This is a genomic window from Bradyrhizobium sp. S3.7.6, from assembly GCF_054061875.1.
Genome location: NZ_JBSSEQ010000001.1, coordinates 6,221,050 through 6,240,665 on the forward strand (window position 1 = coordinate 6,221,050; position 19,616 = coordinate 6,240,665).

General features: G+C 62.4%; 14 protein-coding genes. 7 read left to right on the plus strand and 7 right to left on the minus strand.

The genetic code is table 11. The features are described from left to right. Positions 1-35 precede the first annotated feature (35 nt). The 4 genes from moaA to ACVJ5M_RS30795 all read left to right on the plus strand — a co-directional run bounded on the left by moaA (position 36) and on the right by ACVJ5M_RS30795 (position 4,934). On the plus strand, positions 36-1,088 hold the full coding sequence (gene moaA, locus ACVJ5M_RS30780) for a GTP 3',8-cyclase MoaA (RefSeq protein ID WP_231144576.1): 1,053 nt from the start codon (positions 36-38) through the stop codon (positions 1,086-1,088). 300 nt (positions 1,089-1,388) lie between these two features. Then, positions 1,389-1,928, plus strand: coding sequence for a TRAP transporter small permease subunit (locus ACVJ5M_RS30785; protein ID WP_014496195.1), 540 nt, complete (start codon positions 1,389-1,391; stop codon positions 1,926-1,928). Beyond that, positions 1,925-3,526, plus strand: a complete 1,602-nt coding sequence (locus ACVJ5M_RS30790; RefSeq protein ID WP_063984025.1) for a TRAP transporter large permease — start codon at positions 1,925-1,927, stop codon at positions 3,524-3,526. Before ACVJ5M_RS30785 ends, ACVJ5M_RS30790 begins: the two co-directional genes overlap by 4 nt. A 121-nt stretch (positions 3,527-3,647) precedes the next feature. Continuing rightward, positions 3,648-4,934, plus strand: coding sequence for a M20/M25/M40 family metallo-hydrolase (locus ACVJ5M_RS30795; protein WP_063984026.1), 1,287 nt, complete (start codon positions 3,648-3,650; stop codon positions 4,932-4,934). Between the two features lie 18 nt (positions 4,935-4,952). On the opposite strand, the gene ACVJ5M_RS30800 is transcribed toward ACVJ5M_RS30795, so the two are convergent. The 4 genes from ACVJ5M_RS30800 to ACVJ5M_RS30815 all read right to left on the minus strand — a co-directional run bounded on the left by ACVJ5M_RS30800 (position 4,953) and on the right by ACVJ5M_RS30815 (position 10,039). Further along, complete coding sequence (locus ACVJ5M_RS30800) at positions 4,953-6,287, minus strand: sensor histidine kinase (protein ID WP_371498199.1); 1,335 nt, start codon at positions 6,285-6,287, stop codon at positions 4,953-4,955. Positions 6,288-6,354: 67 nt separating this feature from the next. Continuing rightward, positions 6,355-7,029 (minus strand): response regulator transcription factor, encoded by a 675-nt coding sequence (locus ACVJ5M_RS30805; RefSeq protein WP_028146749.1) that lies wholly within the window; start codon positions 7,027-7,029, stop codon positions 6,355-6,357. Between the two features lie 161 nt (positions 7,030-7,190). Beyond that, complete coding sequence (locus ACVJ5M_RS30810) at positions 7,191-8,144, minus strand: ABC transporter substrate-binding protein (protein WP_063984028.1); 954 nt, start codon at positions 8,142-8,144, stop codon at positions 7,191-7,193. A 131-nt stretch (positions 8,145-8,275) separates the two neighbouring features. Continuing rightward, positions 8,276-10,039, minus strand: coding sequence for a cache domain-containing protein (locus ACVJ5M_RS30815; RefSeq protein WP_063984029.1), 1,764 nt, complete (start codon positions 10,037-10,039; stop codon positions 8,276-8,278). 464 nt (positions 10,040-10,503) lie between these two features. Here ACVJ5M_RS30815 and ACVJ5M_RS30820 point away from each other — a divergent pair, with 464 nt between their 5' ends. The 3 genes from ACVJ5M_RS30820 to ACVJ5M_RS30830 all read left to right on the plus strand — a co-directional run bounded on the left by ACVJ5M_RS30820 (position 10,504) and on the right by ACVJ5M_RS30830 (position 16,112). After that, positions 10,504-11,361: a metal-dependent phosphohydrolase gene (locus tag ACVJ5M_RS30820; protein WP_456679557.1), complete on the plus strand. Its 858-nt coding sequence runs from the start codon at positions 10,504-10,506 to the stop codon at positions 11,359-11,361. 297 nt (positions 11,362-11,658) lie between these two features. After that, positions 11,659-14,205 (plus strand): arylsulfatase, encoded by a 2,547-nt coding sequence (locus tag ACVJ5M_RS30825; RefSeq protein WP_084795176.1) that lies wholly within the window; start codon positions 11,659-11,661, stop codon positions 14,203-14,205. Between the two features lie 92 nt (positions 14,206-14,297). Beyond that, positions 14,298-16,112 (plus strand): sulfatase-like hydrolase/transferase, encoded by a 1,815-nt coding sequence (locus ACVJ5M_RS30830; protein ID WP_231144572.1) that lies wholly within the window; start codon positions 14,298-14,300, stop codon positions 16,110-16,112. Positions 16,113-16,337: 225 nt separating this feature from the next. Here ACVJ5M_RS30830 and ACVJ5M_RS30835 read toward each other — a convergent pair whose 3' ends face one another. From ACVJ5M_RS30835 to ACVJ5M_RS30845, 3 genes are all read right to left on the minus strand, one after another. Next, positions 16,338-16,583: a YunG family protein gene (locus ACVJ5M_RS30835; protein WP_425364300.1), complete on the minus strand. Its 246-nt coding sequence runs from the start codon at positions 16,581-16,583 to the stop codon at positions 16,338-16,340. Between the two features lie 523 nt (positions 16,584-17,106). Beyond that, on the minus strand, positions 17,107-18,198 hold the full coding sequence (locus ACVJ5M_RS30840) for a TRAP transporter substrate-binding protein (RefSeq protein ID WP_014496209.1): 1,092 nt from the start codon (positions 18,196-18,198) through the stop codon (positions 17,107-17,109). Positions 18,199-18,391: 193 nt separating this feature from the next. Then, positions 18,392-19,534, minus strand: coding sequence for an Mrp/NBP35 family ATP-binding protein (locus ACVJ5M_RS30845; RefSeq protein WP_063984034.1), 1,143 nt, complete (start codon positions 19,532-19,534; stop codon positions 18,392-18,394). Between the last annotated feature and the right edge of the window lie 82 nt (positions 19,535-19,616).

Sequence of the window (19,616 nt, forward strand, 5' to 3'; positions counted from 1 at the left end):
CCGTAAGTGACAAGGCATTTGGCAAGGCATCTGGTATGAACGGACCTTCCGCGAGCCCTCTCGCAGCAGCGACCCCCCGCGACGCGCTGTCGAGCGCGATGACCGATCCGTTCGGGCGGACCATCTCGTATTTGCGCGTATCCGTCACCGACCGCTGCGATCTGCGCTGCTTCTATTGCATGTCGGAAGACATGACGTTCCTGCCCAAGGCGGACCTGCTGACGCTGGAAGAGCTCGACCGGCTCTGCACGGCCTTCATCGCCAAGGGCGTGAAGAAGCTGCGGCTCACCGGTGGCGAGCCGCTGGTCCGCCGCAACGTGATGACGCTGGTGCGCTCGCTGTCCCGCCACCTTTCGAGCGGCGCCCTGAGCGAGCTGACCCTGACCACCAACGGCACCCAGCTTGCGAAACACGCCCGGGAGCTCGCCGATTGCGGCGTCCGCCGCATCAACGTCTCGCTCGACACGCTCGATCCCAAGAAATTTCGCGAGATCACCCGCTGGGGCGAGATCGACAAGGTGCTGGAGGGCATCGAAGCCGCGCGCGCCGCTGGGCTTGGCGTGAAGATCAACGCGGTGGCGCTGAAGAACCTCAACGAGGACGAGCTTCCCGACCTGATGCGCTGGGCGCACGGCAAGGGCATGGGCCTGACGCTGATCGAAGTCATGCCGATGGGCGAGATCGGCTCGGGCCGTATCGACCAGTACCTGCCGCTGTCGCTGGTGCGCGCGCGGCTCGCCCAGCAATTCACGTTGACCGATCTGGCCGAGAGCACCGGCGGGCCGGCGCGCTATGTCAGCATTGCCGAGACCGGCGGCAAGCTCGGCTTCATCACGCCGATGACCCATAATTTCTGCGAATCCTGCAACCGGGTGCGCATCACCTGCACGGGCACGCTGCACACCTGCCTCGGCCACGAGGATGCTTCAGATTTGCGCAAACCCCTGCGTGCATCTGACGACGACATGCTGCTTGCGGATGCGATCGACCTCGCCATCGGGCTGAAGCCCAAGGGCCACGATTTCATCATCGACCGCCGCCACGACCGCCCCAGCGTCTCCAGGCACATGAGCGTCACGGGCGGCTGAGGGATTCGCGCCCTCCCCGCCATAAGCTTTTGACTCGGCGTCAATTTGCCCATTTTCCGATTGACGGCGCACAAGCCCGCTGGTTTGGTGCAGCCGCCTTTGCTTGCCCGGCAGCAATAAGCCGGCCGCGCCCCTTTGGCGGTCGCGGTCAAGACGGCAAGGCACGAGGGGAGGACTGACGCCGCAATCGCTCCGGAATATTGTCCGTGCGGTCGCGTGCTTTTCGCACGCCGGCCAGGCGATGCGTGCTGAAGCCTCCCGTAAAGTGTTAGGCCGCGACGGCGACGGAGAGAAAGTAAGATGCGTCCATTGCTGGCGGTGAGCAACGCCATCGACGCCCTCAATGAAAAGATTGGGTACGTCTGTAATATCCTGGTGCTGCTGGCGTGCCTGGTCAGCGCGGCCAATGCCATGATCCGCTATGCCTTCAGCAACTCCTCGAACGGCTGGCTGGAGCTGCAATGGTACATGTTCGCCATCCTGGTGATGTTCGGCGCGTCCTACACCTTCAAGCGCAACGAGCATGTCCGCGTCGAGATCTTCTACCTCACGCTCTCGGAACGCGGCCAGCTCTGGCTCGACATGATCGGCACGCTCTGCTTCCTGATCCCCTCCTGCCTCCTGCTCGCCTATCTGTCCTGGCCGTTCTTCATGCAGGCCTATAACGTCGGCGAGATGTCGGGCAATGCCGGCGGCCTGATCCGCTGGCCCATCAAGTTCGTGATCCCCGCCGGCTTCGTGTTGCTGGCGCTCCAGGGTGTTTCCGAAGTCATCAAGCGAATCGCGGCTCTCCAGGGCTATGTGACGATCGACGCCAAGTACGAGAGGCCGACCCAATGATTACGCTGGAAATGATGCCGCCGCTGATGTTCGGCGGCCTGGTTCTGGCGATGCTGATCGGCTTCCCCGTCGCGTTCACGCTCGCGGCGGTCGGCCTCTCCTTCGGCTTCCTCGCCATCCATCTCGGATTCTTCGACCTCAACTTCCTCCAGGCGATTCCCGGCCGCGTGTTCGGCAGCGTGCTTTCCAACGAGCTGCTGCTCGCGATCCCGTTCTTCACCTTCATGGGCGCCATATTAGAGAGATGTGGACTAGCCGAAGATATGCTGGACTCGATGGGCCAGCTGTTCGGCCCGGTCCGCGGCGGCCTCGGCTATTCCGTCATCATCGTCGGTTTCATCCTCGGCGCCATCACCGGCACGGTGGCGGCCCAGGTCATCGCCATGGCGCTGATCTCGATGCCCGTGATGATCCGCTACGGCTACAACATGCGCTACATCACCGGCGTGCTCGCGGCCTCCGGCACCATCACGCAGCTGGTGCCGCCCTCGCTGGTGCTGATCGTGCTCGCCGACCAGCTCGGCAAGTCGGTCGGCGACATGTATCTCGGCGCCTGGGGTCCGTCGGTGTTCCAGATCATGCTGTTCGCCGGCTACACCTTCATCCTCGGCCTGATCAAGCCGAGCCACGTGCCGCCGGTGCCGAAGGAAGCGCGCACGCTCACCGGCTGGGCGCTGTGGAAGAAGTGCCTGATGGGCATCATCCCCTCGGCCGTGCTGATCTTCGTCGTGCTCGGCACCATGATGATGGGTCTTGCGACCCCGACGGAAGCCGGCGCGATGGGCGCGGTCGGCGCCATCGTGCTCGCCGCGATCCATCACAAGGACTTCACCTCGAAGGATCGCATGATCCTGATCGGCGGCGTGATCGCCGCCGGCGTCGGCACCATCGTCGCGATGCTGTTCACCGAGAACCTGGTCTTCAGGCTCTCGTTCGCCGTCACCTATCTCGCCGTGGCGTGGATCTGCATCCAGGCCGCACGCATCCCCGAGCTGCGCGACCTGATCAAGCAGGGCTACGAGTCCACCATGCGCCTCACCTGCATGGTCACCTTCATCCTGATCGGCTCGACCTGCTTCTCGGTGGTGTTCCTTGGCGTCTCCGGCGGCGTCTGGCTCGAGCATCTGCTGACCTCGCTGCCCGGCGGCGTGTGGGGTTTCCTGATCTTCATCAACCTCTTCATCTTCTTCCTGGCGTTCTTCCTCGACTTCTTCGAGATCGCCTTCATCATCCTGCCGATGATCGCGCCGATCGCGCAGAAGGTCCTCGCCCCGGTGGTGGGACCGGACGCGGCGCTGATCTGGTTCGGCGTGATGCTGTGCGTGAACATGCAGACCTCGTTCCTGCATCCCCCGTTCGGCTTCGCGCTGTTCTATCTGCGCGGCGTGGCGCCGAAGGAAGTGAAGAGCTCCGACATCTATTGGGGCGCGATCCCCTGGATCGGCCTGCAGCTGATCATGGTGCTGCTCGTGATCATCTTCCCGATCACGGTGACGGGCCTGCTCGACAAGCCGCTCAACGTCGACCTCGACAAGGTCAAGATCGAAGTGCCGCAGATCGACCTGCCGCCGCTGGATCTCGGACCGCCGCAGAAGTAGCGGCCATAACCATCGCCGTCATGTTCCGCCTCGGCGGTTCATGACGCGCGCGCCCGCGCGCGTGACAAGCAACGCAAACACGGGCATACCGGGCCATCCTCCAACTGATGGACCGCCGCGCATGTCCCGATCGCTCCCTGCTCCGTCGCTCGCTCCCTTGATCGCATCGCTCTGGGTGGCATGTGCCGCAACGTTTGCGCATGCGGAACCGATGACCGATGTCCATGCGCTGGCGCAAAAGGAGCAGCAGCCGCTGCTCGACACGCTGCGCGATCTCGTCAGTATCGAATCCGGCAGCAAGGACATCGACGGCCTGAACCAGATCGCCGAGCGCGTTGCCGGCCAGCTCAAGCAGCTCGGCGGCACGGTGGAGATTTTGCACCCCACCGACGTCTATCGCCTCGACGACACGCCCGAGACAATCGGCCCGGCCGTGCACGCCGTGTTCAAGGGCACCGGCAGCAAGAAGATCATGCTGATCGCCCACATGGACACGGTGTACCTGAAGGGCATGCTGAAGGACCAACCGTTCCGCGTCGACGGCGACAAGGCCTACGGCCTCGGCATTGCCGACGACAAGCAGGGCGTCGCGCTCATTCTCCATACCGTGGCGATGCTCCAGAAACTCAATTTTAGGGATTACGGCACGCTCACGGTGCTCACCAATGGCGACGAGGAGATCTCCTCGCCCGGCTGGCGCAGCACCATCACCAAATTCGCCGCGGATCAGGACGTGGTGTTCTCGTTCGAGGGCGGCGGCACCGACGGCACGCTGCGCCTTGCCACCAGCGGCATCGGCTCGGCCTATCTCACGGTGCACGGCAAGTCCTCGCACGCGGGCGCGCGGCCCGAGGGCGGCGTCAACGCGCTGTACGAGCTCTCGCACCAGGTGCTGCAGATGAAGGACCTGTCCAAGCCCGAGCAGGGCCTGAAGCTGAACTGGACGGTCTCGAAGGCCGGCACCAACCGCAACGTCATCCCGGCCGACGCCTCGGCCCAGGCCGACGCACGTGCGCTCAAGGTCGCCGATTTCGACGAGTTGCAGAAGGCGTTGCAGGAGAAGATCAAGAACCGCCTGCTGCCCGACTCCAGGGTCGAGCTGAAATTCGAGGTACGTCGTCCGCCGCTGGAGGCCAACGATGCCTCACGCCGCGTCGCGGCCTACGGCAAGACGATCTATGGGGAGATCGGACTGTCCCTCAAGGTCGACGAGAAGGCCACCGGCGGCGGCACCGACGCCGCGTTTGCCGCGCTCAAGACCAGCGGCGCCGTGGTGGAAGGCATGGGCCTGTCAGGCTTCGGCGCGCACTCCAACGATGCCGAATATGTGCAGATCAACAGCATCGTGCCGCGGCTCTATCTGGCCACGCGCATGGTCATGGACCTGTCCACGGGCAAGCTGAAATAGCGCGCCGCGTCTCGCCGCTTATCGCGGCGAGCCACCCTCTCCCACAAGGGGAGAGGGTGAAGAAGCCGTCTTCTCCGCCAGCCGAAACCGCAGCGTGAACTCCGCGCCGCCGCCCGGAAGATTCTCCACCGCCACCGTCGCGGCATGATCGTCCGCGACCCCGCGCACGATCGAGAGCCCGAGGCCCGCGCCGTCGCTGCGCTGGCGGTCGGCGCGCCAGAAGCGCTGGAAGATCAGCTCGCGCTCGTTCTCCGCGATGCCGGGGCCGCAATCGCGCACGCGCACCGAACCGTCCTCGCGCACCTCGACGTCGACGGCGGTATCCTTCGCCGTGAACTTGATGGCGTTTTCGGCGAGGTTGAAGATCGCGCGCTGGAGCATCTCCGCATTGCCATGGATCAGCACCGGCGCGTCGGCGCCCTTCAGCGCGATGTCCTTGTGCTGCGCGATCGCGAACGGCGCGATGGAGCCGACCACCTCGGCACAGACGGCGCGCAGGTCCGCGGTCTCGCCGGGATCGAGCACCAGGGTGTCGAGCTCGGCGATCTCCAGCAGCTGGGCGACGATGCGGCTCATGCCCTCGATGTCGGCGTGCAGCGCCTGCCGCGCGGCGCCATCGCCCAGCGTCTCGATCCGCGTACGCAGGATCGTGAGCGGCGTGCGCAATTGATGCGCGGCATCCGCCGTGAACTGCCGCTGCACCCGAAAACCGTCCTCGAGCCGGTCGAGCGCCTGGTTCACGGCGGTGACCAGCGGCATGATCTCGCGCGGAATCTGTTCCGTCGGCAGGCGGATGTCGGTGCGCGCCGGGCCGATATTGCTGGCCTCCTCCGAGGCCTTCCACAATGGCGCGATGGCGCGGCGGAAGATGATGATGTCGGCGGCGAGCAGGATCAGCAGGATCGGAATGGTGATCCACCCGACCCGGCGGAAGAAGTTCGAGATGATGTCGTCGATGATGACGTCGCGATGCGCCAGATCCTCGGCCACGCGGATGCGCACGATCTTGCCGTCGATGATGCGGGTGACGCCGGCGCCGGAAATCGTCTCGGAAAGCGTCGGCGGCGCCGACGCGGCCGCTCCCGTTTTGCGGCGGGACGAAAACAGCAAACGGCCGTCGGCATCGCGGATATCGTAGAGATAGCGGCCGTAGGCCTCCGAATAGAGGCCCCGCAGGCTGTCCGGCAGGTTGAACGTCAGCAGGCCGTCCGGCGCCGCGACAATGCGCTCGGCCAGCACCTCGGCCTGCGCGCGCATGGCTTCGCGGTGCAGCTGGTCGACTTCGGAATTGAGCAGCCAGAACAGCACCAGCGGCAGGAAGATCGCGACGACCGCGACCGCCACGATGTGCATGAACACGATGCGCCAGATCAACGATTTGAATGTCGGCGATTTGCCATAGGCCCCGGCGGCCGCCACGCTATTTCTCCTCGGACATGAGATAGCCGACGCCGCGGATGGTGTGGATCACGACCTTGGCGCCGTGCTCGGTGAGCTGCTTGCGCAGCCGCGAGACGTAGACCTCGACCGCGTTGGAGGCGACCTCGCCTTCGAGCCCGAAGATGTGGTCCTCGACATTCTTCTTCGGCACCACCCGCCCCTGCCGGCGCAGCAAAATCTCCAGCACCGACGTCTCGCGCGCGGAGATGATCCGCGGCTGGTCGTCGACGAAGATCTGGCGGCTCTCGGTGTCGTAGACGAGATTGGCGAGGCGTAGGGAGCGGCCGAGCAGCTGGCCGGGCCGGCGCAGGATCGCCTCCAGCCGCGCCACCAGCTCCTCCATCGCGAACGGCTTTGCGAGATAGTCGTCGGCGCCGCTGCGCAGGCCGCTGACGCGATCCTGCAGGCCGCCGCGCGCGGTCAGCACCAGCACCGGCAGCGGCTCCATCTGCCGGCGCAGCTCGCGCAGTACCGACAGGCCGTCGCCGTCGGGCAAGCCGAGGTCGAGGATCATCGCAGCATAGCTGACGCTGCTGACCGCCTCGCGTGCCTCGGCCGCGGTGCTCACGATGTCGCTCTGGTAGCCGGCGGCCGACAGCCCGGCGGCAACGAGCCGCGACAGCTCGACATTGTCCTCGACGATCAGAAGGCGCATCGCAGTCCCGCCGGATGTTCCGGTGCAATCACGGCTCGCGCCGCATCTTCGCTCTCTTCCACCATTCCGGCCGCCTCGGCCAGCGAAAAAGCGCGTGGCAGGCTCGCCCGCGCCCCCTGTCAGGTTCGTGTAAGCCGATCTGGGCGCGTTCCCATGATGGTTTACTCGATCACCTCGTCCGCGCCGGCAATGACTGCTGCGGAGAACGGATGGCCGAGCAGTTTCGCTGCCTTCAAATTGACAACGAGCTCCACCTTCGTGACGAGCTGAACCGGAAGATCGGAAGGCTTCTCGCCCGACAGAATGCGTCCGGCATAGATACCCGCGCGACGGTGCGACTGCACGAAATCTCCTCCGTAGCTCATCAAGCCTCCAGCCACGGGAAAGTCTCGGGTCTGCGTGATTGCGGGCAATTGATATTTCATCGCGAGAGCCGCCAGCCGGGCACTGCGAAATGCAAAATAAGGGTCGGAGGTAAACACAACTCCGCCTGGCCCGTCCCTGGCAACGGCCGCGAACACGGATTCAAATTCATCCTCCTTGCTTGCGCTATAGATCTGCAGTTGAACCCGCAGGGTTTCTGCGGCCGCCTGAAGCTTCTGCAATTGTGATGGTGCGGTCGGACTTGTCGGGTTGGCGACCACCGCCAATCGGGTCGCCGTGGGCAACAGGTCGCGCATCAGCTCAAGCCGCTTTGGCGACACATCGACGCTCAGGCTCGATACCCCCGTGATATTTCCGCCCGGCCGCGACAGGCTGTCCACCACGCGTAGCTGAACGGGGTCGCCGCCCATCTCGAACACGATGGTCTTGGTCGTACCCGTACCCTTCGCGGCAAGTGCCACGGGAGCCCCGCCAGGAGCCACGATCAGATCTACATTTCTGGCGACCAATTCGGCAGCCAGGGCTGGCAATCGAGAATATTGTCCGGCGGCCCACTGAAAGTCGATCGCCACATTGCGCCCCTCGACGAAGCCGGCTTCCTCCAGTCCCTGTCGGAAAGCCTCAAGTCGACTGCCAAAGAGCTCGGGTGACTCCGGGCAAAGATATCCGATGACCGGCATGGAGGGCTTCTGCCCATACGAGACGGTCGTCCACGTCGCGGCGCCTGCCATCCAAAGAAGAAAATCACGCCGTCTGGCGCGTCTGCGTAGCGTTGCTGCTTCAGAGTTGGCGCACCTCATGCCCACGGACCCGCTGCCGTCAGCCGTTTGCCGGAGCATAGCCCCGGATACGCGGACAGTCTCTAGCGGATTGTGCCGGGCATCCCGCGGCCACTCGGCTCGAGAGCCTCGAAGGATATTCCGAAGACTGGAATGGCTTCGTCAAATCCTTTGATCTCGCGGCCCCCGAGATCCTCAACGGGCCGCCTGCCCTTGACGTCGGCGGCGACTTTGGCGTCGATCAGGATTTCCTTGTCTGCGGCAGATGCGCACAGCCGGGCCGCAAGATTCACGACGCTTCCAATGGCGGTGTAGTCGAGCCGGTCCTCGTATCCGATCCGGCCGACAGTCGCCGGCCCGCTGGCAAGGCCGATTCCGAAACCAATGTGGTAGCCACGCGATCGCCAGCCGGCGATGAGGGCTTGCACGTTCGTCTGCATGTCGATGGCGAGATCGATGGCTCTCAATGCAGGCTCTACGACCGGGACAGGTGCGTTCACCAGCACCATCAGTCCGTCTCCGGAGAAATTGATCAGCGTTGCCTCGAATTTCGTGATGACCCTGCCAAGGCTTTCATAATATTCCGACAATACGCTCATGACGTCCTCGGGCGCGGCGCCTGCTGAAAACGCGGTGAACCCCCTCAAATCGCAGAAGACAACGACGACTTCCGTACGGCGGCCGTCCAGCACGCTGTCATCGCCGGCTCGATCGACGAGATCGGCGACCTGGGGGGCAAGGAACCGCTTGAGCTTGGCGATGCGCTCCTGGTGCTGCTGCGCCAGCGCCAGCTCGGACGCCATTCTGTTGAAACTGTTTGCAAGACGCTGGAACTCGTCCCCGGTGTGGATCGAGATGCGGTGGTCAAAGGACCCGGCACCAATCCTCTCCGTGCCCTCCTCGAGCAGCTTGATCGGCTCCGTCATCCGGTGCGCCAATGCATAGGCAAGAATGCCTGCGAGCATGGTGCTGATTGCGAGAAGCATTGCCGTCCGCCACAGGGCGGAATAGATCGGCGCGTAAGCTTCGGATAGCGGCTGCACGACCACGACTGTCCAGTCGGGGCCCTGTACGGGAGCAGCGCTGGCGGCAACATAGTGTCCTTGCGCATCCCGGCTCGTTGCGAAGCCCGCTTTCGACCCTATCGCGTCCCGCACAGCCCGAAATGGCTTGGAGGTTGCTTCCTCCGCCCCGCGGAGCACGAGGCTGATGTCGGGATGGGCGATCAGGCGACCCGATCGGTCCAGGACGAAGGCGGAGCCGGTCTTTCCGACCTTGATCGCCGAGATCACGTCCCAAATCAGCTTGAGGTTCACTTCGGCTATGACTGCGCCGACAGCCGGTCGGTTGCCGGCAATCCCGACCGTCAAGTACGGTTCGGAGCCTCGATTGTAGCTGACGTCGCTGAACCAGATCTGAGCTGCGCGGGCACCAACCAGGGCGGGATCGGCTGATCGGTCCGTGCGGCTCTCGATACGATTGAGGCCGATCCGCGAGATGTAGAGACGCTCCAGGCCATTGCCGTCGAGGAGTGTGAGACTGACGATGGCGGGCGCTTGTCGAAGCAGGCGCAACGCGTCGGTCCGCCGGCGTTCGTCGAACTCGTCACTCCATGGAAGCTGAACCAGCCAGCCAAGCTGACTCGTGATGCCGTGGATGAAATCGTGTATCTCGGCGGCCGCGGATGCGGACTGGAGGCTAAGCCACTGGTCGAGCCTCGCGCGCTGATCGCGATAGCCGAACCACGCCTCAATGACGCCGTTGAATGCAAGTGGGATCGCGACAGCCACGAAAAGCGCGAACAGATATTTATGAAAAAGGCCGCGAAACCGATCCTGAGGAATCATGATCCGGTCTCCTGATAATCACATAAATACAATGACCCAGAATAACATGTCGCTCCGCCGTCGGGTGGAGTTCATTCGAACCCGAGCGTACCGGTGCACCCTTCGCGCTTTCTAGGGCGGACCAGCAACGCGGTCCGGCGACAAATTGGCGCCATGGCTGAATTGTCGGCCGATGTCAGCCTCCGGCTGACTGGCCTTCGCGCCGCACGCCGGCTTTTGACCACCCTGAACGGGCGTTGCTGCCGGGCAGACGTAGCATGCGCCGCAGCCACGTTGATCTAGGTCAAGCATCACCCCCGCCTTTGGCCTCACGTCATGTTCAGCCCATTTCAGGCGGTGACGTCGCCTTTCAGTTCGCTGGCGCCCGGCAATTTCCAGCTCGGCGTCGCATTCTTCCAGTGGCCTCCTCTCCCTCCTGATCCTGCAGCAGGCTTATTGGGGGTTCGTCGACGAGGACCTTGCTCATGATAACAATTCCGGAACTGACGTCCCAGGCGCTCGGTGCGTTCCTCATCTCGGAGACAAAGGGCCGCTTCGGCTCATCGCATGCCAGCTTGCCGGAATTGCTCCCTTACGCTGCGAAGCTGGCCCTGGAATGTATCGGCAACAGCGATGCATTGTATCACAACGTGGAGCACACCCTGTTGGTCACGCTGGTGGGGCACGACATCCTGATCGGCCGCTCACTTCTGAGGCAAACCACGGCCAGCGATTACGCTCACTTTATCCTGGCCTGTCTGATCCACGACATCGGCTACGTTCGGGGCGTCATCTACGGAGACCAGGAGGGCGCCTATGTCGTTGATGGTACCGGCCGAACGGTTGAGTTGCCGGTCGGCTCCTCCGATGCAGCGCTTGCGCCCTATCACGTCGATCGCTCAAAATTGTTCGCGGTGGAGCGCCTCGACGCTGTCGACCAGATCGACGCCGCGCGCGTTGCCCAAGCCATCGAATATACCCGCTTTCCCTATACAGACGCACCAACGAGCGAACTCAAGGATGATCTGGACGAGGAAGAAGGTTTGTTGCTGCGCGCCGCTGATCTGATCGGCCAGCTCGGCGATCCGAACTACATGAAGAAATCAAATGCGCTCTTCTATGAATTCGAAGAGATAGGGCTCAACAAATCGCTCGGATACGCCACACCCGCGGACGTGGTGCACAAATATCCGCAGTTCTACTGGACCAGGGTCGCACCGCAAGTCCCAACGGCGATCCGTTATCTGAACGTAACGTCGAGCGGAAGACAATGGATCAGCAACCTGTATGGCAATGTCTTCCGCGCCGAGCGAGAGGTCAGACTATCTGGCCCGCAGCTGTAGATCGGTGGTCTTGGACGGATTCGAGGCTCCGGTTTTGGAGCTTGAATCACGTCTCGGGCAGCGCCACCAACCCGCAATGGCTGGTCGCGGTCCGGCCAATGCTCTGAATTTACTTCCGCTTCCGGCGGCATAACGGACATCGCCGGACTTGCTGCTGGTCTGGCCCTGTCGCGAATGACCGAAGGCGACGTTTCGGACCTGTGGGCACCGTCTTGATTTAGATCAATAGAAGCCTTGCGGCATTGTGTCCCGAGTAGGCGCCCACAGGGTTCTGACGTCTCCAAGAGGGAGCTTCCAATGACCCGTGCCCGCCAGGATGACGATAGCTCAAAGCCAGAAAGCCGCAACCGCCGCAACTTGCTGCTTTGCGGCACCACACTCACCGCCGCTTATTTGCTGTGCGCGCTGGGAACAACCAGCCTCGCGCAACAAACCACCGGCACGCCGGGTTCACCCAGCGCCACGACGACGATAGATGGAAAGTATCTCCCGCCGCCGCCGCCGAAGTTCGGCGGCGAGATCAACCTTGGGGCCAGCCAGTCGAAACCGTATTGGCCTGCGCAAGTAGTGCCGCCCAAGGGTGCGCCCAACGTGCTCCTGATCATGACAGACGATCAAGGCTATGGAGTTTCGGGGACCTTCGGCGGCGTCATCCCAACTCCTGCAATGGATCGCATCGCGAACGCCGGACTGCGTTACACGCAGTTCCACTCAACTGCTCTCTGCTCACCGACGCGGGCAGCGCTGATCACGGGCCGCAACCATCACTCGGTGGGCTTCGGCGTGATCACCGAAATGTCCACCGGATACCCGGGGTATGACTCCGTCATCGGGCCGGAGAGTGCCACCATCGGCACGATCCTGAGGGAGAACGGCTACACGACGGCGTGGATCGGCAAGAACCACAACACTCCCAGCTATCAACTGAGCTTGGCAGGACCTTTTGATCAATGGCCGAACGGGATGGGGTTCGATCACTTCTATGGCTTCATGGGCGGCGAAACTGACCAGTGGACGCCGTTTCTCTTCCGCGACCAGACGCAAGTCTTTCCGTGGGTAGGACGCCCCGGCTACAACCTCACCACCGACATGGCGGACGATGCGATCAACTACATGAGGGGGTTGAACAACGCCGCGCCAGACAAGCCGTTCTTCATCTATTACGTGCCCGGCGGCTCGCACGCACCGCACCAGCCTACGCCAGAGTGGATCAAGAAGATCAGCGACATGCACTTGTTCGATCAGGGCTGGGAAAAGCTGCGCGAGACAATCTTCGCCAACCAGAAACGGCTCGGTGTAATTCCGGCGAATACCCAGCTCACACCGTGGCCGGATGGCCAGCCAGAATACGGCGGCGCGAAGCTACAAAAATGGGACACGCTCAGCCCCGACGAGAAGAAGCTTTTCATTCGCCAGGCGGACGTTTTTGCAGCCTACACGGCCTACACCGACCATGAAATCGGCAGGGTCATTCAGGAAGTCGAAGACCAGGGCAAGCTCGACAACACACTCATCATCTACATCAGCGGCGACAACGGCAACAGCGCCGAAGGCTCCATCCTCGGCACCCCGAACGAAATGGCCGCGATCCAAGGCGTCAACATTCCAGTCGCGGAGCAATTGAAATTCTACGACGTTTGGGGTTCGGCCCAAACCACGCCGCACTTTGCGGTGGCCTGGACCTGGGCTTTTGACACACCATTCAAATGGACCAAGCAGGTCGCGTCGCACTTCGGCGGCACCCGTCAAGGCATGGCCATCTCATGGCCCGGTCACATCAACGAGGTGGGCGGCATCCGCACGCAGTTTCATCACATGATCGACATCGTGCCGACGATCCTCGAAGCCACCGGCATTCCAGCGCCGGTGATGGTCAACGGCGTTGCTCAGAAGCCGATCGAAGGCGTGAGCATGTCCTACACCTTCGACAAAGCAAACGCGAACGCCCCTTCGACCCGCAGCACGCAATATTTCGAGATGGTCGGCAACCGGGCGATCTACCACGACGGCTGGCTCGCCGCCACCACGCCGCCCGAGCCGCCGTGGGATCTGGGCTTCGGCAAGTTTCCCGATGTCGTCAACGGCTACACCTGGGAGCTTTACAATCTCGCCGAGGATTATTCGGAGAACAACGACCTCGCGGCCAAGATGCCGGACAGGCTGCGCGACATGAAGGAACTGTTTCTGGTCACGGCGCAGAAATACAACGTGTTCCCGCTGGATAACAGCTTCACCGCTCGCGCAGTCACGCCGCGACCGAGCGCGACCGCGGGTCGGACCTTATTCACCTACTCGGGTGAATCGTCTGGTCTTCCCTACAGCAGCGCCCCCGACATTGCCGGCAAGTCCTACTCCATCACCGCCGAGGTTGAAATTCCGCAGGGAGGCGCAGAAGGCATGATCAATACGCTCGGGGGCCGTGGCGGTGGTCATGGTCTCTACTTGCTCAAGGGCAAACCAGTCTTCGTGTACAATTTTTTTAACGTGGAGCGCTTCCGATGGGAAAGCCCAGCGGCGCTCGCACCGGGTAAGCATACCATCGTGTTTGATTTCAAGTATGACGGCCCCGGTTTTGGCAAGGGCGGCACCGGCGTCCTGTCGGTGGATGGCAAGGAAGTCGCCAGCAGGACTATCCCGCACACCATTCCGTTCGTCGAAACGATCTACGAGACCTTCGATGTCGGTGTGGACACCCGCACTGGCGTGGACGACAAGGACTACCAGCCGCCATTCCGTTTCACCGGCAAGATCGACAAGCTAACGGTCAAGCTGGTCCCGATGAAGGCTGCGGAGGAAAAGCTTCACCAACAGAAGGTCCAGGAAACGATAAACAAGGCACAGTAAGTCGCTCCGACTTAGCTGCTTGGCACTTCGCTTTTACCGACTCAAAATTGCGACAGTCCGCGCCATCTTTTCTGTGTGATCAGGAGGGAAACATGCCTGTTGTACGGTTCCGTCTCAGCGACTTGAAATCAACCAAAGCCAGTGGAGCTTCAATTGCAGCACTAGTGGCGGGCGCGCTCGGGTTAGCGGCCCTCACGATGTCGAGTGTTTCGTTCGCGCAGAATATTCGAGGCAGCGCTACCGGCCCCACGACCGCCAAAGGCTACGATCATCCAGATCAATTCATTCACCTAAAACCGGTGAAGCCAGCCGACAACATGTATCCCGTTATCGCCCATTCGGAACAGGAGCAACAGGCGCGCGGAAAGCTCGCTGACCTCGAAAGGAAGACCGGCAAGAAGCCCAATCTCATTGTATTCCTACTCGACGATGTGGCCTGGACGGACCCCGGCTTCAACGGCGGGGGCATCGCGGTTGGCAACGAAACGCCTACGATGGACAAGCTGGCCAACGAGGGGCTGAACCTGACCTCGGCCTACTCGACGCCGAGCTGCTCGCCGAGCCGCGCCACGATCATGACAGGGCAGAACCCGCTGCACCATGGCATTCTCCGTCCGCCGATGTATGGCGAGCCGGGCGGGCTTGACGGCGCAATCACGCTCCCGAGCATTCTTAAGAAGCTTGGTTACGTGACGCGTGGTGCAGGCAAATGGCACATGGGCGAGAACCGTGGCTCCCTGCCGCAGAACGTTGGCTACGATGATTATCTCGGATTTCTCAGCGTGTCTGACGAGTACACGGAGTGGCGCGATCAGTATTTTGAACCCGAAATAGCGCTGAGCCCGTCCCGCTTCAAGATGATGGAAGAGGCTCCGTTCAGTCATTATGAGGTTCACTGCACTCCCACCAACACGGAACAGTGCGAAAACCTCAAGCTGATCGATCTTGCCTACATCAAGGACCTCGACAAGCGCTGGATGGACTACAGCGTCGATTTCATCAAGCAGATGAAGGACAGCAAGCAGCCGTTTTTCCTTTACCACGCGACGCGCGGCTGTCATTTCGACAACTATCCGTCCGACGAGTGGGCAGGAAAATCGCGAGCGCGCACCGTGTATAGTGACTGCCTGGTGCACATGGACTATGTGCTCGCGCAACTCGTCAAGGCGCTTGAGGATACGGGTCAGCTTGAGAATACGCTGATCTTACTGACCTCAGACAACGGACCCGAATGCGAAATCCCGCCGCATGGCCGAACCCTATTCCGGGGCTGCAAGGGTTCGTCATGGGAGGGAGGCGTGCGCGTCCCGACATTTGCCTACTGGAAAGGCATGATAAAGCCGCGCCGGTCGGAGGGACTGTTCGATCAAGCGGACATCCTGCCGACCTTTGTATCGCTGGCAGGTAAGCCCGGTGCACAGCTTGCCGAGTTCTTCCCGAAGACGACTTACGTCGATGGCGTTGATCAGTCCGGCCTGCTGCTCGCCGACAATGGTGAGTCGGCCCGCCGCGAGCGCATCTACACCCTCAATCAATACTTCGCGATGATCCGCATCGATGAGTTCAAATACATTTGGACGGCTGAAATCGAGAATGGGTTCTTTCAGAAGGGTGATTGGGGCGGGTTCAGTGGTCCGATCGCTGTCGACACAGGAGGCGCGGTCATGGTGAACCTCTACACCAATCCAAAGGAAGACGTGTCAACAGGGCTACGCCATCTTCCGATGGGCGTACCATTGGCGGGCGCGGCGGCCTCGTACATCAAGGACCTCGTCAAGTATCCGCCGCAGTTCAAGATTGGTGTCCTCAACAACAATCCGCCGATCTACAATCTGCTTCCAAAGGTAAAGGACGCGATTGAGAGGTTCCAGCAGGATCAGGAAGAAAAATATCCGCGGCACCAATAGCGTGAAACAACTGCACGGGGGCGGAACGACCCGGGACTGCCCTCGCGAAAAGCGTCAACGACGAGAGCGCTTGTCGTTGACAAGTACCCGCTTTACACAGCCTGGACCCAACTCGGACATGGACACGGGCGTGGTAGAAAGGCGTGAACTTAGTCAGTGACGACCCTGACCAACCCGCCGGGAAAATCTGCTACTTTGGAATGCGGGCGTTTCATTGTCGACGGTCTAAGGAGGGGAGGCGTCCAGCAGCAATAAGGTGAAGTCGTACCGCCGGCCTTCGATCCGATTGTAGAAGTGATCGGCCGCCGGCAGAGGCGTTTTCAGCAGCTCGCCGCCGAAGAGTTCGTGAACGAGCAGCGCCGTGACGTTGCACTGTCCTACCGCCGGATTGTTCGGCGTCCATTGGCTGGAAGTCGACAACGACCATGCCTTGCGCAGCGCGCGTCGAACCTCATCGGGATCGAAGCTCATCGTCACCTCACGGGATCGGCACCGCAGCGCCAATTTCGGATTATACGATGCTAGCTTTTTGCCACTGTTTTGCCCGACGTGTCAAACGGGTTCGTTGCTGGGTTGAGCCCCAACTCCATCCACTCGTCATTGCGAGCGTAGCGACTTGTCCGCCGAAGCCTCGGCGAAGGCGGAAGCAATCCAGCAACCCTCCGCGGTGACAGTCTGGATTGCTTCGTCGCAAGGGCTCCGCGCAATGACGATGCGGGAACGGACGCGGGGCAAATGACGATGTCATTCCAGATGCCGCGATCAGGCAAAATCGCCGCGTTGGCCCCGGCTGTGCGACGATTGCCCCTTCCCGCTGATTTGCCCCGACGCGTCAAGCTGTTGGCAGCATTCACAGGGCGGCCTGCCCTCACCCTGCTTCTACTGTGCATGGGGTTGTTTTTCATATTTTTGTTTGGGCGGCCGCTGGCGGCAAAGAAAAAGCCCGGCCTCGCAAACGAGGCCGGGCTCTGTCGTCTTGCGACGTTTCGAAAGATCAGCCGCGGGTGCGCGAGCGGATCATGAAGCTGTCGTAGGTGTATTCGGCGACCTGCCACCATAGATATTCGTCGGAGCGGTAGGCCTGCATGGCGTCGATCGACTTCTTGAAGTCGGGGTTCTTGGCCGAGATCTCGCCCCACAGCTCGTTGGTCGACTTGAGGCAGGCCTCGAGCACTTCGTTGGTGAAGGGACGAAGCTGGGTGCCGCCGGCGACCAGACGCTTCAGCGCCGCCGGGTTCTGCATGTCGTAGCGCGCGGCCATCCAGCTGTTGGCGTTGGCCATCGCGTTGGTGAGGATCGCCTGGTAGTTCTTCGGCAGCGAATTCCACTTGTCCAAATTGGTGAAGGCGTGGACGGTCGGACCGCCTTCCCAGAAGCCGGGATAGTAGTAGTACTTGGCGACCTTGGCGAAGCCGAGCTTCTCGTCATCGTAGGGGCCGACCCACTCGGCGGCGTCGATGGTGCCCTTCTCCAGTGCCGGATAGATGTCGCCGCCGGCGAGCTGCTGCGGCACGACGCCGACCTTCTGGAGCACCTGGCCGGCGATGCCGCCGATGCGCATCTTGAGGCCGGAGAGGTCCGCAACGGTCTTGATCTCCTTGCGGAACCAGCCGCCCATCTGGGTGCCGGTGTTGCCGCAGGGCTGACCGATCACGTTCGACTTCTTGAAGAACTCGTTGCCGAGTTGCTCGCCGCCGCCCTGGTACCACCAGGAGTTCTGCTGGCGCGCGTTGAGGCCGAACGGCACCGAGGCGTAGATCGCCCAGGTCGGGTCCTTGCCGACATAGTAGTAGGAGACGGTGTGGCACATCTCGACCGTGCCGTTCGAGGTCGCATCGAGCGCCTGGAGGCCGGGGACGATTTCGCCGGCGGCGAACACCTGGATCTGGAATTTGTTGTCGGTCATCTCGGCGACGTACTTCGCCAGCTGCTCGCCACCGCCATAGATGGTGTCGAGCGACTTCGGGAAGCTCGACGTCAGGCGCCACTTGATCTCGGGCATGGACTGCGCGATCGCCGGCGAGGCCACCGCGGCGGTCGCCGCCGCGCCTGCTGCCGACACTTTCAGGAAATCACGACGCTTCATCTTCAGGTCTCTCCTTGTTGGGGCGTTTCCCCTAAACTTCCTCGTTGTCGCCGCTCGTTCCGGCGACGCGTTTTTGTCGCGTCGAACCGAAGGGGCTTGACTGCCGTGGCCTTTAACACGGAAGCCCCGCTTTCGGAACGCGACAATGGCATGACGGGGCTCTACGAAAGTCGCATGTCCCCAAAAGACCGGATCAGGCCGCGGCGATAACGCCTTTGAGCTGGTCCCGGACCTGCCCCGCAATGGCGCGATAGATCGCCGCATGAGGGCCGTCCGGCTCGCTGTCGACCACGGGATTGCCGGCATCCGAGGTGGCGCGAATCGCCATGTGCAGGGGGATCTCGCCCAGGAACGGTACCCCGAGCTTCTCGGCCTCGTGGCGCGCGCCGCCATGGCCGAAAATGTCCGATTTCGTGCCGCAATGCGGGCACTGGAAGTAGCTCATGTTCTCGACGATGCCGAGCACGGGCACGTTGACCTTCCTGAACATCGCAAGCCCCCGCCGTGCATCGATCAGGGACAGGTCCTGCGGGGTCGAGACGATCACGGCGCCCTTGAGCGGTACATTCTGCGCCAGCGTGAGCTGGGCATCGCCGGTGCCCGGCGGCATGTCGACCACGAGCACGTCGAGGCTCCCCCATGCGACGTCGCGCAGCATCTGCGTCACCGCCGACATCACCATGGGACCGCGCCAGATCATCGCGGTCTCTTCCTCCACCAGGAAGCCGATCGACATGATGGCGAGGCCAAAGCGCCTGAGCGGAATCATCTTGCGCTCGCCGTCCAGCGCCGGCTTCTCGTGGAGGCCCGTCAACCGCGGCACCGAGGGGCCGTAGATGTCGGCATCGAGCAGCCCGACCCTGAGGCCGAGGTCGCGCAGGCCCAGCGCCAGGTTGAGCGCGGTGGTCGACTTGCCGACGCCGCCCTTGCCCGAGGCAACCGCGATCACGGCGGCGACACCCGGAATCTCGGACTGGCGCGCCATCGGCGATTGGGCGCCGCCCTGCGGCGGTGGCTTGTGGGCGTGGACCGGCTGCACGCCCGGCGTGCCGCGGCTCGGCGTTGGCGGCGGAGGCGGTGCGGCACCCGGCTTGCGCTCGGCGGTCAGCGCCACCATCACGGTGGTGACGCCGGGAATGGCGCGCACGGCGGCTTCGGCCTCGGCCCGGACGGATTCCCAGGCCCGCGCCTCGGCGGCATCGACGTTGATCGAGAAGAACACCTTGCCGTCGGCCGCGCTGATCGCGCTCAGCACATTGGCATTGGTGAGCGCGACCCCGCGGGGCGACTTGATCCTGGCGAGGCTGTCGAGAACCTGTTGCTGCGTCACGCTCAAAGCGCATCTCCTGAACAGAGCATGATCCGGAAAAGTGTGGAGCGGCTTTCCGATCAGATCACGCTCAAGGCTTGAGGATGCC